17 protein-coding genes are annotated in these 14,038 nt (G+C 66.1%); 11 read left to right on the forward strand and 6 right to left on the reverse strand.

Annotated elements, in window-relative coordinates; genetic code table 11:
- Positions 1-33: 33 nt before the first annotated feature.
- Positions 34-1,755, reverse strand: coding sequence for a gamma-glutamyltransferase (gene ggt, locus ACFFF7_RS10540; RefSeq protein WP_379481313.1), 1,722 nt, complete (start codon positions 1,753-1,755; stop codon positions 34-36).
- Between the two features lie 10 nt (positions 1,756-1,765).
- Entirely contained in the window at positions 1,766-2,797 is a 1,032-nt protein-coding gene (locus ACFFF7_RS10545; RefSeq protein WP_379481314.1) for a quinone-dependent dihydroorotate dehydrogenase, read from the reverse strand.
- Between the two features lie 324 nt (positions 2,798-3,121).
- On the opposite strand from ACFFF7_RS10545, the gene ACFFF7_RS10550 reads away from it, so the two are divergent.
- The 10 genes from ACFFF7_RS10550 to ACFFF7_RS10595 all read left to right on the forward strand — a co-directional run bounded on the left by ACFFF7_RS10550 (position 3,122) and on the right by ACFFF7_RS10595 (position 9,883).
- Positions 3,122-3,532 (forward strand): RrF2 family transcriptional regulator, encoded by a 411-nt coding sequence (locus tag ACFFF7_RS10550; RefSeq protein WP_379481315.1) that lies wholly within the window; start codon positions 3,122-3,124, stop codon positions 3,530-3,532.
- Positions 3,529-5,004 (forward strand): Fe-S cluster assembly protein SufB, encoded by a 1,476-nt coding sequence (gene sufB, locus ACFFF7_RS10555; RefSeq protein ID WP_379481316.1) that lies wholly within the window; start codon positions 3,529-3,531, stop codon positions 5,002-5,004. Before ACFFF7_RS10550 ends, sufB begins: the two co-directional genes overlap by 4 nt.
- Entirely contained in the window at positions 5,001-5,489 is a 489-nt protein-coding gene (locus ACFFF7_RS10560) for a DUF559 domain-containing protein (protein ID WP_379481317.1), read from the forward strand. The genes sufB and ACFFF7_RS10560 overlap by 4 nt, the downstream gene beginning before the upstream one ends.
- Entirely contained in the window at positions 5,486-5,980 is a 495-nt protein-coding gene (locus tag ACFFF7_RS10565) for a GNAT family N-acetyltransferase (RefSeq protein ID WP_379481318.1), read from the forward strand. Before ACFFF7_RS10560 ends, ACFFF7_RS10565 begins: the two co-directional genes overlap by 4 nt.
- Positions 5,981-5,982: 2 nt before the next feature.
- The gene (locus tag ACFFF7_RS10570) at positions 5,983-6,339 is read left to right on the forward strand and encodes a hypothetical protein (RefSeq protein ID WP_379481319.1); all 357 of its coding nucleotides are present in this window, start codon (positions 5,983-5,985) and stop codon (positions 6,337-6,339) included.
- A gap of 2 nt (positions 6,340-6,341) precedes the next feature.
- Positions 6,342-7,085, forward strand: a complete 744-nt coding sequence (sufC, locus tag ACFFF7_RS10575; protein WP_379481847.1) for a Fe-S cluster assembly ATPase SufC — start codon at positions 6,342-6,344, stop codon at positions 7,083-7,085.
- The gene (locus ACFFF7_RS10580) at positions 7,082-7,801 is read left to right on the forward strand and encodes a SufD family Fe-S cluster assembly protein (protein WP_379481320.1); all 720 of its coding nucleotides are present in this window, start codon (positions 7,082-7,084) and stop codon (positions 7,799-7,801) included. The genes sufC and ACFFF7_RS10580 overlap by 4 nt, the downstream gene beginning before the upstream one ends.
- 77 nt (positions 7,802-7,878) lie before the next feature.
- Positions 7,879-9,057 carry an aminotransferase class V-fold PLP-dependent enzyme gene (locus ACFFF7_RS10585; protein ID WP_379481848.1) on the forward strand — a complete coding sequence of 393 codons (1,179 nt, stop codon included), beginning with the start codon at positions 7,879-7,881 and terminating at the stop codon, positions 9,055-9,057.
- Entirely contained in the window at positions 9,054-9,527 is a 474-nt protein-coding gene (locus ACFFF7_RS10590; protein ID WP_379481321.1) for an SUF system Fe-S cluster assembly protein, read from the forward strand. The genes ACFFF7_RS10585 and ACFFF7_RS10590 overlap by 4 nt, the downstream gene beginning before the upstream one ends.
- A complete protein-coding gene (locus ACFFF7_RS10595; protein WP_379481322.1) occupies positions 9,527-9,883 on the forward strand; it encodes a HesB/IscA family protein in 357 nt (118 codons plus the stop codon). Before ACFFF7_RS10590 ends, ACFFF7_RS10595 begins: the two co-directional genes overlap by 1 nt.
- On the opposite strand, the gene ACFFF7_RS10600 is transcribed toward ACFFF7_RS10595, so the two are convergent.
- The 3 genes from ACFFF7_RS10600 to ACFFF7_RS10610 all read right to left on the reverse strand — a co-directional run bounded on the left by ACFFF7_RS10600 (position 9,880) and on the right by ACFFF7_RS10610 (position 12,061).
- Complete coding sequence (locus ACFFF7_RS10600) at positions 9,880-10,854, reverse strand: hypothetical protein (protein WP_379481323.1); 975 nt, start codon at positions 10,852-10,854, stop codon at positions 9,880-9,882. The genes ACFFF7_RS10595 and ACFFF7_RS10600 overlap by 4 nt on opposite strands.
- Before the next feature lie 65 nt (positions 10,855-10,919).
- Positions 10,920-11,375, reverse strand: coding sequence for a hypothetical protein (locus ACFFF7_RS10605; RefSeq protein WP_379481324.1), 456 nt, complete (start codon positions 11,373-11,375; stop codon positions 10,920-10,922).
- Positions 11,372-12,061, reverse strand: a complete 690-nt coding sequence (locus ACFFF7_RS10610) for an EI24 domain-containing protein (RefSeq protein ID WP_379481325.1) — start codon at positions 12,059-12,061, stop codon at positions 11,372-11,374. Before ACFFF7_RS10610 ends, ACFFF7_RS10605 begins: the two co-directional genes overlap by 4 nt.
- Positions 12,062-12,173: 112 nt before the next feature.
- Between ACFFF7_RS10610 and ACFFF7_RS10615 the strand changes: the two genes are divergently transcribed.
- Positions 12,174-13,169, forward strand: a complete 996-nt coding sequence (locus tag ACFFF7_RS10615) for an adenosine kinase (RefSeq protein WP_379481326.1) — start codon at positions 12,174-12,176, stop codon at positions 13,167-13,169.
- Here ACFFF7_RS10615 and ACFFF7_RS10620 read toward each other — a convergent pair.
- Entirely contained in the window at positions 13,166-13,972 is an 807-nt protein-coding gene (locus ACFFF7_RS10620) for a helix-turn-helix domain-containing protein (RefSeq protein WP_379481327.1), read from the reverse strand. The two genes, ACFFF7_RS10615 and ACFFF7_RS10620, sit on opposite strands and share 4 nt — an antisense overlap.
- Positions 13,973-14,038: the final 66 nt, after the last annotated feature.

Here is a 14,038-nt window from a genome sequence, read left to right on the forward strand (position 1 = left end):
TTTTGCCTAGGCTGGGCGCTTCATCCCGGCAAGCTATTCGCTGATCGCGCGCCCCTCGCTCCGCGGGTCAGCCGCGCCCGAAAGCTTTCCGCCCACCACTTCGATCGCATTTGCTTTCAGCGGCAAGGCGCGCGCCGTCACACTGGCATGGCCCAGTCCCTGCAGCGCCGGGATCATCGCTTCCAGCGTGCTGCCCTGCTCAACATAGACGGCATCTCCGCCGGGTGCGAAGATCACCGGCAGCGCGAGCGACTGCTGCGCCGGCAGGTTCCAGTCGATCACCCCGATCACCGCGCGGATCACCTGCGCCGGGATGGTCGCGCCGCCTGCTGCACCAACGGCGAGGCGCAGCTTGCCATCAGGGCCGAAGACCAGGGTCGGGCTCATCGAGCTTCGCGGCCGCTTGCCGCCCTGGACGCGGTTGTTGGCCGGCTTCCCGTCCAGCACCGGGTTCATGTCGAAATCGGTCAGTTCGTTATTGAGGAAATAGCCGCCGGCCATCAGCCCCGATCCGAACGCGCTTTCGATCGTCGAGGTATAGCTGACGGCATTGCCGCGGCGATCGACTGCCACAAAGTGCGATGTCCCATGCTCGTCCTGCGGGGCGGGATCGGCCAGCGCCAGCGCCTCGGCCCCGCGCGGCACGCCCGCGGTGACCGGAGGCATGGTCCGGTCGGCAGCAATCAGTGCCGATCGCTTGGCCAGATAGTCGGGATCGGTCATCCCGGCGACCGGCACGCGCACGAAATCGGCATCGCCCGAATAGCGCGCCCGGTCGGCATAGGCGAGGCGCATCGATTCGGCGATCAGGTGCCAGGCCGTGGGCGAATCCTTGCCCAGCGCGGTCAGGTCGAAGCGCTCCAGTTGCTTGAGCGTGGCGAAGACCGTTGTCGCGCCCGAGCTGGGCGGGCCCATCCCGCAGATCCGGTACGCGCGGTAATTGCCGCAAACCGGTTCGCGCTCCTTGGCCTGATAGGCGGCCACGTCGCCCTCGGTCATTGGCGAGGGGTTGCGCGCGGCAGTGGTCACCGCAGCCACCAGGGCGCGGCGATTGGCGCCGTCATAGAACGCCCTGGACCCCTGCGCTGCGATGGTGTGCAGGGTCAGGGCCAGATCGCGATTGACGATCCGGGTGCCGACCGCCTTGGCCTCACCATTTCCGTCATAGAACAGTGCCTTGCCGCTGGCGGTAAAGGCTGCCGTCGCGGCGCTGCCCTTGAGCATGGCATTGAGCCGCGGGGTGACGACGAAGCCGTCTTGCGCCAGCTTGATCGCCGGGCCGAACAGCCGCGCCCAGGGCAGCTTGCCGCGCGCCTTGTGCGCCGCGGCGGCCAGCGCGATGTTGCCCGGCACGCCAATGCTGGTCGCACCGGGAACGGCATCGGCAAAGCTCATCACCTTGCCATTGCGGGTGAACCATTGCTCGTCCGCTGCCGCCGGGGCTTTCTCGCGCCCGTCGATCGTCACCACCCGGCCGTCGCCCGCGGTGGCGAGATAGAGCCCGCCGCCGCCGATTCCCGAGCTTTGCGGTTCCACCACAGTCAGCGCCAGCATCGTCGCGATCGCCGCGTCGGTGGCGCTGCCCCCGGCGCGCAGCATCCGCGCCCCGGCCTCTGCCGCGCGCGGGTCGGCGGCGCTGACCATGCCCTTGGCATAGGGTGACGATGCGCTGGGACGCGCGATGGCGGCAGAGGTCAGGCCCGTCGCGACAAATGCCGGGACGGCGAGCAGGGCAAGCGATCTGGTGAAGGTCATGCCGCCAAGGCTATTCGGTTCCGACCGCTTCGGCAATGGTGGCGAACCCATCGCGCTGCATCAGGCGGGCCAGGCCCCTGGTCACGGTCCGGGCAATCCCCGGGCCGGCATAGGCCATCGCCGAATAGAGCTGAACCAGGCTGGCGCCGGCGCGGATCCGCGCCCAGGCGTCGTCTGCCGAGGCAATCCCGCCGACCCCGATAAGCGGCAGCGCGCCGCCGGTCGCCTTGCGGAAATCGCGCAAGCGCTGTTGCGCCAGATCGCGCAGCGGAGCGCCCGAAAGTCCGCCCGTCTCGCCGGCATGGGGCGAATGCAGCACAGGGCGCGATATGGTGGTGTTGGAGACGATCAGCCCGCCCAGCCTCTTGTCGACGGCGATACGGGCAATCGCATCGATATCCGCAGGCGTAAGATCGGGTGCAACCTTGAGAAAGACTGGCGGGCCATGACGGCCGCGCGATTCGAGCACCGCGTCGAGCAGTCCGGTCAGCGCAGCCTCGTCCTGCAGCGCGCGCAGGCCCGGGGTGTTGGGGCTGGATATGTTGACCGCCAGATAGCTGGCCAGCGGCGCCATCAGCCGCGCCATCGTCGCATAGTCGGCCACGCGGTCGGGCGAATCCTTGTTCGCGCCGATGTTGATCCCGACGATACCCGGCCGCCCGGCCCGGCGGACCAGCCGCGACACCGCCGCTTCAGCCCCGCCGTTGTTGAAGCCCATGCGGTTGATGACGCCGCGATCCGCTTCCAGCCGGAACAGGCGCGGCCGCGGATTGCCGGCCTGGGGCAGCGGGGTGATCGAACCGACCTCGGCAAAGCCGAAGCCGACGCCAAGCAGCGCGTCGGGGACCTCGGCGTCCTTGTCGAATCCGGCGGCGATACCCAGCGGATTGGGAAAGTCCAGGCCGGCGACCTGCACTGCCAGCGGCCCGTCGGTGCGCTTGGCTCCGCCGCGGGGCCAGGCCTTCAGGGCGTGAATGGCAAGCCGGTGCGCATCCTCTGCATCGAGGTAGCGAAGCATGGGGCGAAGCAATGCATAGATCATTGCGCGAAGCCTATGGCAGGACCATGCCGCGCTGTCGACGTGTCCCGCGCCAGGACATTATTGCGCCCCAGCTTTAACCGATGTGAGCATTTTCACCCACTTTTTGTCGATTCTATACAATCGGCCTGGATGCGAATCGGGTAATTCGACGTTGCGACCCGAAGGGCTCGTAGCTTTGTGCGACGAGTTCTTAGACTCAAAGCGGCCCTCTCGGCACCCCGGGGGGGCCGCTCTTTTGTCTGGCGCCTACGCACGGTTGAAATCCCGAAAAAAGCCGCCTAGGGCAAATCGGATAGATTCGATCTGATTTGACTGGACGTGCCAATGCGCCTCTCCAACATGGCTGACTATGCAGTGCTGACGATGACCGCCGCCGCGCGGCATTGCGGCGGTGCGCGGGTCGCCGCGGCGCAGCTTGCCGATGAGACCGGACTGCCGGTCCCCACTGTGCAGAAACTGGTCAGCCGCCTGACCGCAGCCGGTCTGCTGCGCAGCTCGCGCGGGGCCGGCGGCGGACTCAAGCTGGCGCGGCCGGCCGCAGCGATCACCCTGGCCGATATCGTCGAAGCCGTCGAAGGCCCGATCGCTCTTGCCCCCTGTGGTGACAGTGCGTCTGGCGACTGCGCGCATGAGGCGGGCTGTGTCGCTCGCCCGCACTGGGCGCTGGTCAGTACGGCGGTGCGCGGCGCGCTGGCCGATGTGCCGCTGACCCGCCTGACGGAGGGGGCACGATGAACGATATGGTCAAGGATCAGGCCGCCCGCGAAGCCGCAGCCAAGGTCGCCGATTACGAGCACGGCTGGTCGGCGGACATCGCAACCGATTTCGCCCCCAAGGGGCTGAACGAAGACACGGTCCGGTTCATTTCGGCCAAGAAGAACGAGCCCGAATGGATGCTCGAGTGGCGGCTCAAGGCATTTCGCCACTGGCTGACCATGCCGATGCCCGACTGGGCCATGCTCAAAGTCCCGCCGATCGATTACCAGGACGCCTATTATTACGCCGCGCCGCGGGCCAAACCCAAGCTGGCCAGCCTGGACGAGGTCGATCCCGACATTCTCGAGGTCTACCGCAAGCTGGGCATCCCGCTTGAGGAGCAGAAGGTCCTCGCCGGAGTCGAGGGCGCACGCAAGGTTGCCGTCGACGCGGTGTTCGATTCGGTTTCGGTCGCGACGACCTTTCGCGAAGAGCTCAAGAAGGCCGGGGTGATCTTCCTGTCGATTTCGGAAGCGATCCGCGAGTATCCTGAGCTGGTGAAGAAGTGGCTGGGCAAGGTCGTGCCGGTGCGCGACAATTTCTTCGCCGCACTCAACTGCGCGGTCTTTTCCGACGGGACCTTCGTCTACGTGCCCGAAGGGGTGCGCTGCCCGATGGAGCTCAGCACCTATTTCCGGATCAATGCCGAAAACACCGGGCAGTTCGAACGCACCCTGATCGTCGCCGACAAGGGCGCCTACGTCTCCTACCTCGAAGGCTGCACTGCGCCGATGCGCGACGAGAATCAGCTCCACGCCGCCGTGGTTGAACTGGTCGCCTTGGACGATGCCGAGATCAAGTATTCGACCGTGCAGAACTGGTACCCGGGCAATGCCGAGGGGCTGGGCGGGATCTACAACTTCGTCACCAAACGCGCGCTGTGCCAGGGCAAGCGTTCGAAAGTGAGCTGGACCCAGGTCGAAACCGGCTCGGCGATCACCTGGAAATATCCCAGCTGCGTGCTCAACGGCGAGGATTCGGTGGGCGAGTTCTACTCGGTGGCGGTGACCAACAATTACCAGCAGGCCGATACCGGGACCAAGATGATCCACAACGGACGTGGGTCCCGCTCGACCATCGTCAGCAAGGGCATCTCGGCCGGCAAGAGCCAGAACACCTACCGCGGCCTGGTCCGCGTCGCCCCCCAGGCCGAAGGCGTGCGCAACTTCACCCAATGCGATTCGCTGCTGCTGTCCAAGGACTGCGGCGCGCACACCGTGCCCTATATCGAAGTGCGCAATCCTAGCGCGCAGATCGAGCACGAGGCGACGACCAGCAAGATTTCCGACGACCAGCTGTTCTACGCGATGCAGCGCGGGCTCGACCAGGAAGCGGCGGTGGCGCTGATCGTCAACGGCTTCGCCAAGGAAGTGCTGCAGCAGCTGCCGATGGAATTTGCGGTCGAGGCGCAGAAGCTGCTTGGCATATCATTGGAAGGATCGGTCGGTTGACCAAGAAAACTCTCACCATCCTCTCGCCCGAGGACCGCGCCGAGGCCCCCGCGATTGAGAAGCGCGGGCGCGGTTGGACGATTTCGAAGGCGCGGCTCGATGCGATTCACGAGCAGGCGCGGATCGCCAAGCTCAATCCGACCGAGGCGCAGAAGGCGCTGAGTGCGGCGCTGAACGAGGCCAATCTCGGCAAGTACAAGCTGACCCGCCAGCAGGTGATCGGCTCGGCACTGGTCGATTTCGCCTGCAATCCCTTGAAGATCGCGGTGTCGATCGACGAGGGCGGCGATCCCGCGCTGCTGACCCGGCGCGACCAGAGCCTGGCGGCGGTCGGGGTAAACCTGCTGCGCTTTCCAGCCGCCGATGTGCTGGCCGATCCCGCTGCGGTGGTCTCCCAGATCGTCGTGGCTATGAAGGCGCGCTATGACGAACGCGGCCGCGCCCACCGCGAACAGCGCCGCCCGCCGCGGGACACTGCGCAGTGACTGTCACCGTCCGCCCCGTGACCAGCGCCGACGCGCCCGCGCTGGCCGACCTGCTCAACGCAGTGATCCGCGCCGGCGGCACGACTGCCTTGCAGGCGGAGTTCGCCCCGGAAGCGCTCGACGCGGCGTACCTCACCGGGCCCAAGGTCCACTGCTGCCACGTCGCGGTCGATGAGGGCGGCGAGCTGGCGGGCTTCCAGACCCTGGGCCGGTATCCGGGCCTCCCCGAAGACATTGGCGATATCGGCACGTTTGTCCGAGTCGATGGCAAGCAGCGCGGCGTCGGCTCGGCACTGTTCCCGGTGACCGTCGCCCGCGCCCGCGCGCTTGGCCACAGCGCGATCAACGCCACGATCCGCGCCGACAATGCCGGCGGACTGGCCTTCTACAGCAAGCAGGGGTTCATCGACCACGGCGTTTCCTCCGGCGTTCCGCTCGCCGATGGCACCCCGGTCGACCGGGTCCACAAGCGGTTTGCCCTGGGAGAATGACCATGCCGACACGCATTATTCCTGCGCTGGCGCTGATTGTTGCTACGCCGGTTCTGGCGGCGCAGCCCCTGCCTGCGGCGACCGAGCAGACCCCATCAGCCGACCTGGTCGAATCGCGCCTGCGGGGCTGCCTGCTCGCCGGATCGAGCGCGACCGACCAGCCAGACCTGCGCACAGCCGTGGTGCAGGTGCGGTCGTTTTGCGGCTCGCAGATTGCCCGGGTGCGGGACCGGCGCATCGCCGATGCGACCCGGGGCCTGAGTGGCGCTCAGGCCGAGGCCGCCGCAAACCGAACGATCCTGGCCCTGAATGACGAAATCGCGCGTGCAATCGCTTCCATAACCGGACTGAAACTGTGACCCTGCTTTCAATAGAAAACCTCTCCGCCACTGTCGCCGACAAGCCGATCCTCAAGGGGCTGTCGCTGACCATAGGCGCGGGTGAAGTCCATGCGATCATGGGACCCAACGGCGCGGGCAAGTCGACCCTGGGCTATGTGCTGGGCGGCCGTCCGGGCTATGAAGTTGCCGGCGGGTCGGTCGAATTCGCCGGGCAGGACCTGCTCGCGCTGGACCCGCACGAACGCGCCGCGGCCGGGCTGTTCCTGGGTTTTCAGTACCCGGTCGAGATTCCCGGCGTGTCTTTCGTCCAGTTCCTGCGCGAAAGCCTTAACGCACAGCGCAAGGCGCGCGGGGAAGGGCCGCTGTCGGGCGGCGAATTCCTCAAGCTGGCACGCGAAAAGGCCGCGCTGCTGAGGATGGACATGGACATGCTCAAGCGGTCGGTAAATGTCGGCTTTTCGGGCGGCGAGAAGAAGCGCGCCGAGATGGTCCAGATGGGCATTCTCGATCCCAAGCTGGCGATCCTTGATGAGACCGATTCGGGGCTCGATATCGATGCGCTGCGGATTGTTGGCGATGGGATCAATTCGGTGATGCGCCGCCCTGACAAGGCGGTGCTGCTGATCACGCACTACCAGCGCCTGCTCGATTACGTGAAACCGGATTTCGTCCACGTCCTCGCGGGCGGACGGATCGTTCGCACCGGCGGACCCGAACTTGCGCTCGAACTCGAAGAGCATGGCTATGAGGCAGTTGCGGCGTGAGCACGGCGCTTCCAACCCGGCGGCAGGAGGATTTCCGCTATGCCGACCTGGCCGCGCTGGAGCGCGTTTGGCCGGTAGCGGTCGAGACGATCGTTCTGGGTGAAAATGAAGTCCGCGCGCTGAGCCTGATCAATGATGGCGTGCGCGAACTGGTGATCACTTTGGCCGCGGGCGCGTCGCTCGATCTGCGCGTGCTGAACGCCGGCGCTGGCTATGGCCGGATCGCGGTGCGCGCGGAACTGGGTGCGGGGGCGAATTTCACCTTCGGCGCGGCGCAGCTGGCAGGCGCGGAACAGACCCTTGAAGTGGTGACCCATGTCGCGCATATCGCCCCCGACGCGGTGAGCAATCAGACAGTGCGCTCGGTCGCCGGGGCGGGCTCGACGGTCAACTATCTTGGCAAGGTGCTGGTCGCCAAGGGCGCCGACGGCACCGACGGGTCGCAATCGGTACGGGCCATGTTGCTTGACCGGACGGCGACCGCCAATGCCAAGCCCGAACTCGAAATCCACGCCGACGACGTCAAGTGCGCGCATGGCTGTGCGGTGGGTGAACTCGACGCGCAGGCGCTGTTCTATATGGCCCAGCGCGGTCTACCGCCCGAACTGGCCAAGCGCCTGATGCTGCAGGCCTTCGTTGCCGAGGCCTTTGCCGGCGCTGCGGATGAAGAGGCACTGATCGCGCAAGCGATTGCCGCGCTTGAGGCGATGCTGTGAACGCGGCCGCTGAAAACCCTACGGCTCGCGCGCTGTCGCGTTGGGAAGGCGAAGGCGGTGCGGCGCTTGCGCCCGCCCTGCGCGATGATTTTCCCGGCCTTGCGAACAATTGGCATTACCTCGATACTGCCGCCACCGCGCAAAAGCCGCAGGCGGTGATCGATGCCATGGTCCAGGCCATGGGCCGCGACTATGCGACGGTTCACCGCGGGGTCTACGCCCGTTCGGCCGAGATGACCCAGGCCTATGAAACAGCGCGGCGCAAGGTTGCCGAATTCATCGGCGGGCGCGAGGATGAAGTCGTCTTCACCCGCGGCGCGACCGAGGCGATCAATCTGGTCGCCCAGACCTGGGGCCTGGCAAACCTGAAGGCCGGTGACCGCATTCTGCTGTCCACGCTGGAGCATCATTCCAACATCGTCCCGTGGCAGATGCTGGCGGCGCGCACGGGCGTTGAAATCGACGTCTGCCCGCTCACCGCCGATGGGCGGATCGATCTCGATGCGGCCGAAGCCATGCTTGCCCCGGCGCACAAGCTGGTCGCTCTTGCCCATGTTTCGAACGTCCTCGGCTCGGTGCTCGATGCGCCGCGTGCGGTGCGTCTGGCCCACGCGGTCGGAGCGAAGATCCTGCTCGACGGCTGTCAGGCCGTGCCGCGCTTGGCGCTCGACGTCGCCGCGCTGGACTGTGACTTCTACGCCTTTTCGGCGCATAAACTTTATGGGCCGACGGGGATCGGGGTGCTCTGGGCCCGGGCCGATATCCTCGCCGCGATGCCGCCCTGGCAGGGCGGCGGTGCGATGATCGACCGGGTCAGCTTTGCCGGCACCACTTTTGCACCTCCGCCGCAGCGCTTCGAGGCAGGAACCCCTGCAATCGTCGAGGCAATCGCGCTGGGCGCGGCGGTGGACTATGTCTCTGCCATCGGCCTGACCGCGATCCATGCCCATGAGACCGCACTAGTCACCGCACTGCGCGACGAATTGCGGCGGATGAACGATGTGACCCTGTTCGGACCCGAAGACAGCGCAGGGATCGTCAGTTTCGCGCTGGAGGGGGTGCATCCGCACGACCTCGGCACCATATTGGACGAGGAAGGTGTCGCGATCCGCGCCGGGCACCACTGCGCCCAGCCGCTGATGGAGCACCTCGGCGTGCCGGCCACGGCGCGGGCCAGCTTCGGCCTGTACAGTGATGACAGTGACATCGCCGCGTTGCTGCGCGGGATCGAGCGCACCAGGAGGATTTTCGGGTGAACGACGAAAGCAAGTTCAGCATCGAACAGGTCGAAAGCGTGGCCCCGCCGCCGCGTGCGCGGGTGGAAGATGTCGAAAGCCCGGCCGAAAAGCTTGAACGCAAGCGCGACTACCTCGAAGGCTTCCTGGCCGAAAAGCCGCAGGACGTGGCTGCGGGCGCGCCTGGCGGCGATCTGTACGAAGCGGTCGTCGCCGCGCTCAAGGACATTTTCGATCCCGAAATTCCGGTCAATATCTATGACTTGGGGCTGATTTACGGGGTCGATGTCGATGACGCCGGCGGGGTGATCGTCACCATGACGCTGACCACGCCGCATTGCCCGGTGGCCGAATCGATGCCGGGCGAGGTTGAGCTGCGGGTCGATGCGGTACCCGGCGTGCGCGACTGCGAGGTCAACCTGGTGTGGGACCCGCCATGGGATCCGGCCAAGATGAGCGATGAAGCACGCCTTGAACTGGGGATGCTGTGATGACCGAAACCAAGCTGCGTCAGCGCCCTGCCGCTGTCATTCTAACCCCTGCCGCCGAAGCGCGGATCGGTGCGCTGATGGCCGAGGCGCCCGAAGGCGCGATCGGGGTCAAGCTGTCGACCCCGCGGCGGGGCTGTTCCGGTCTGGCCTATTCGGTCGACTATGTGAACGCGGCCAATCCGATGGACGAGCGGATCGAGACTGCCGGGGGCACCTTCTTCATCGACGGTGGCTCGGTGCTCTACCTGATCGGCAGCACGATGGACTGGCGCGATGACGATTTCACCGCGGGCTTCGTGTTCGAAAATCCCAACGCCAAGGGCGCCTGCGGCTGCGGTGAGAGCTTTACAGTCTAGGTTCGGCCGGGGCGGGGTACAAAGGTTTCGCCCGTCTCTGAATCGATAAAGGCGATCAGCGCCTTTTCCAGATCGTCCAGCTCTTCGTCGGCTTCCAGGCGGTCGTGCAACCAGGCCTTTTCGTCGATCGAGAAGACTTGAGCCACGGCTGCCTCGTCGTTGCGTTCTGCAAGATAGTCAGCCTCATCCTCGCTGCCGAGCAGGCTGCCGAAGCCTTGGAAATCAGGCTTGCTGGTCAGCATGCGGCCCAGGAATCCGCCAACACCGGCGCCTTCGCCGGCCATGAAGCGATCAAGCTCCCTGGCGCGTTCAACGCTTAGCGGTTCGGTTCCACCGAAGCCGAGCAGGTAATTGGCGACGCCCTGCACGAACAGCGTCTGCCATTGCGGCGCATTGACTTCGTAAAGTGCGGCGTCCTTGATGCGGAACAGCATTTCGGCTTCGGCCTTGCTCACCGCAGCAGGCCGATCGCCCCCGGCGGCAAAGATCGCGCGGCGCAGAAGATCGCATTCGGCCTCATTGATCGCCTTGGGATCGAGCGCGCCGGCGCGGGTCGGTCCCTCGCCGCTCAGCACTGCAGCTTCGATCTGGCGCAGAACATAGGACTTGAGGCTGGCGGGGGTGCTGCTCGAGATTTCCAGTACACGAACCAACAGCTCAAGTTCGGCCAGCGAATCGACCTTGCCGTCGCGATCGACCCGGCTGACAAGTTCGTCGGCCATGGCCTGGTCGACATAGCCATGCGGTTCGACCGTGTTGACCACGAAATTGCTGAGTGCCTCGACAAACAGGCTGGCCCATGCGGCATCGGGCGCGTGCAGCTGTTCATTGGCCAGGAACAGGCTTTCCGCCTCTTCGGGATCGATCCTGCCATCGGCCCAGCCGGCCTGGCGCAGGGCCAGCACTTCGGATGGATCGATGGACCCATTGGCGGCGGCCTGATCGGCAAGCGCGCGAAACTGCATTGTCATGGCGTCTAATCAGCCCCCGGAATTGCTCTGGACAGGGCTTATGCCGGATTATCCTTAAATCCCGGTTACCCTTGCTTGTCCGGCACTGCGGGCGCGCCCGGGCGGCGCAGCAGGGCACCGACGCAGGCGGCGCGGTCGACATCCTGCCCATCGCTGGCGCGGCGGGCATCGACATAGGTCGCTGTCGGCTCGCGCCCGGCGGCTGACGGATAGAGATAGACGTCGAGCACGCAGGCCGTGCCGGCAAATTGCAGCTTGCGGGCATCGCCTTCGATCACGTCAAGCCGCGGTTGCCCAAGCTGACGGGCCAGGTCGGCCCCGGTCGCGCCGATCAGCCCTTCCAGTCCGGGAATGGTCTGGATCCGCGGCTTCGCTGGCAGGGTGTGCTGCGGCGGACGGACCGCCGTCTTGACCGGGGCCGGCTTGGTTGCGGCAGTCTGGACCGCGCCGCCGCCTGACCCGCCGCCGCAGGCGGCCAGGCACGGGATCAGCATCAGGGCAATTGCACTTCGGTAAGTCATGGGCGGTTGGCCTTGCGATGGATAAGGTGCGCCGCCGCAGCAGCGCCCAGGAACGGGGCGAGGAAATTGACAAAGGGAACCAGCAGCAGCACAGCCACCATCAGCCCCAGGGCAAAGCGTTCGGCCTTTGCCAGGGGTGGAGGCGCATCGGCCCGCGGCCGGTGCCGCAGCCACACCATATCCTGCAACTCGCGTCCAAGCAGCAGGGCATTGACCAGGGTGAAGACCAGCGGCGCGCCAAATCCGGTAACCAGCAGCAACAAGGCGACCGGTGCTGCCAGCAGATTGAGCGCTATGGCGCGGCCGGCACCGCGCAGGCTGGCGCCCAGCTCTTCGTGCCAGCCGAGATTGCGGGCCGTGGCCGCTGCAGTGGGGTAATGCTTCGCCTCGACCGCGGCGACAACCTCGTCGGCGAACAACTGGAGGACTGCAAGCGCGACGATGCGCCACAGCACCACCCCGCCCAGCAGCACGCCCAGCGCGGCGAGCAATCCGCGCACCCCTTCCGGCGCGGCAAGGTTCGCGCCGTTCAGCCCGGCCCATGCCAGGCTTCGATCGAGCAGCCACCAGCCGGCAGCGCCCAGCATCACGAAAACGACGAGCGTCGCCATCAGGCTCTTCAGCCAGATGCGCAGGACGCGGGGATCGGCCATCTGGCCAAGGGCAAGGGCGAAGGCGCGCAGCATCCCTGCGGCACTTCGCCCGCGCGCGCGGCGCTGTCAACGGCGGCGCGCTTGCCCTGCGCCCAAGGGACCGCTAGGCGCGGCGCGATTCTCCCCGTTGTTCCAGGAACCATGCATGCCCGATCCAACCGTTGATGTCATCGCCATCGGCAACGCCATCGTCGATGTGATGGCGCCCTGTGACGATGCCCTGATCGAACGGCTTGGCCTGACCCGCGGCGGCATGGCGCTGATCGATGCGGATCGGGCGCACGAACTTTATGCAGCCATGGGTCCGGCGCGCGAGATTTCGGGCGGGTCGGCCGCCAATACCCTGGCCGGGCTGGCGGCGCTTGGCGCGCGCTGCGGCTTTATCGGCCAGGTTGCGGACGATCAGCTGGGCGAGGTCTTCACCCATGATATCCGCGCTGGCGGCATCGCCTTTGCCACGCCGCCGCGCGCCGGCGATCCGCCGACCGGGCGCTGCCTGATCCTGGTGACCCCGGATGGCGAGCGGACAATGAACACGCTGCTGGGCGCGGGACAGTACCTGTCGGCCAGCGCGCTTGACGAAGCCGCGATTGCCAGCGCGGCAGTACTCTATCTCGAAGGCTACATGTGGGATCCCGAGGAGCCGCGTGCAGCCATGCGCCGGGCGATCGAGGTGGCCCGCGCGGCGGGCCGCAAAGTTGCTTTCACGGCGTCGGAGAGCTTCATCATCGCCATGCACGGCGACGATTTCCACGCCCTCATCGATCAGGGCCAGATCGACATCCTGTTCGTCAACGAACACGAACTGGCGACGCTGACCGGGCTGGATGATTTCGAGGCGAGCGTGGCGCAGGTATCGGCCAAGGTCCCGGTGCTGGTCGCGACGCGCAGCGCGCAAGGGGCGATCGCGGTGGCGCACGGGGTGCGCGCCGAAGTCGCTGCCCAGCCGGTTGCCAGGGTGGTCGATACCACCGGCGCGGGTGACCTGTTCGCCGCAGGCTTCCTGTTCGGGCACGTCCGCGGCCTTGAACTTCACCAGTGCCTGACGCTCGGTGCGATCTGTGCGGCCGAAATCATTTCGCATTATGGCGCACGGCCCGAAGCCGATCTCAAGGCGCTGACCGCGCCGGTGCTAGGCTAACCCCGCCAGCGCGGATAGCGTTCGATCGGTGTCTGAAAGCGCAGGAAATCCCGCGGCAGGATGCCGGTCAGTCCCTTGAAGTCGCGGATGAAGTGCGACTGGTCGGAATAGCCTGCTTCAAAGGCGGCTGCGGTCCACGACAGATCGGGCTGCAACTCCTTCATGTGCACGGCATGGGACACGCGGCACACCCGCGCATAGTGCTTGGGGTTCTGGCCGGTCAGCTGGCGGAACCGGCGCTGGAAATGGCGCATCGACAGCCCAGATTCCTCGCACAGCTCCTTGATCCCCAGCTGGCCTTGCGCCTCGCGCAGCATCCGTGCGGCGCGCGCAACCGGATCTTCGCCGAAGCGCCCTTCGCACAACATCGCTATCCAGCGGTCGGCCAGTTCTGCCATTGCCCCCCAGTCTGGTGCCGTGTCGAGCGCGTCGTAAAGGCCGCTGGGCAAACCAATGGCCATGACCCGGTTGACCATAGCGACCGGGTCGACACCGAACAGCTGGCCCGCCGCGGCCGGCTGGAACCGCGCCGAGAAGGTGCGGAATGGACCGCTGATTTCCATGTCGTAGCGGTAATGGCTAAGCGGTCCGAACAGGCCGACGCGCGGGGCGGGAACCCGCTCGCCGCTTTCGACATCGATCATCAGGTGGTCGCCGCCAAGGATGATCTGGACGAAGCAGTTCGGCCTTACCGGAATCACCCGGCGGACGGGCCTGTCTCCCGCGTTCAGTTCTGCTCCAAGATAGCCCATCAACCACGGCGCAAGCGCCGCGTTCTGGCTATCGACCAGTATGATTTTCACGATGCACCCCGATAGTCCGAACCGAAATGCGACCCTTGTTGTGCAATCCCATTGCCCGCAATGCAG

Source organism: Novosphingobium aquiterrae (assembly GCF_042434435.1).
Classification (GTDB): Bacteria; Pseudomonadota; Alphaproteobacteria; order Sphingomonadales; family Sphingomonadaceae; genus Novosphingobium; species Novosphingobium aquiterrae.

Excerpts from the sequence above, each read along its gene's own strand:
- ggt (WP_379481313.1), bottom strand. The coding sequence starts at position 1,755 with ATGACCTTCACCAGATCGCTTGCCCTGCTCGCCGTCCCGGCATTTGTC.
- ACFFF7_RS10545 (WP_379481314.1), bottom strand. The coding sequence starts at position 2,797 with ATGATCTATGCATTGCTTCGCCCCATGCTTCGCTACCTCGATGCAGAG.
- ACFFF7_RS10550 (WP_379481315.1), top strand. The coding sequence starts at position 3,122 with ATGCGCCTCTCCAACATGGCTGACTATGCAGTGCTGACGATGACCGCC.
- sufB (WP_379481316.1), top strand. The coding sequence starts at position 3,529 with ATGAACGATATGGTCAAGGATCAGGCCGCCCGCGAAGCCGCAGCCAAG.
- ACFFF7_RS10570 (WP_379481319.1), top strand. The coding sequence starts at position 5,983 with ATGCCGACACGCATTATTCCTGCGCTGGCGCTGATTGTTGCTACGCCG.
- ACFFF7_RS10595 (WP_379481322.1), top strand. The coding sequence starts at position 9,527 with ATGACCGAAACCAAGCTGCGTCAGCGCCCTGCCGCTGTCATTCTAACC.
- ACFFF7_RS10600 (WP_379481323.1), bottom strand. The coding sequence starts at position 10,854 with ATGACAATGCAGTTTCGCGCGCTTGCCGATCAGGCCGCCGCCAATGGG.
- ACFFF7_RS10605 (WP_379481324.1), bottom strand. The coding sequence starts at position 11,375 with ATGACTTACCGAAGTGCAATTGCCCTGATGCTGATCCCGTGCCTGGCC.
- ACFFF7_RS10610 (WP_379481325.1), bottom strand. The coding sequence starts at position 12,061 with ATGCTGCGCGCCTTCGCCCTTGCCCTTGGCCAGATGGCCGATCCCCGC.
- ACFFF7_RS10615 (WP_379481326.1), top strand. The coding sequence starts at position 12,174 with ATGCCCGATCCAACCGTTGATGTCATCGCCATCGGCAACGCCATCGTC.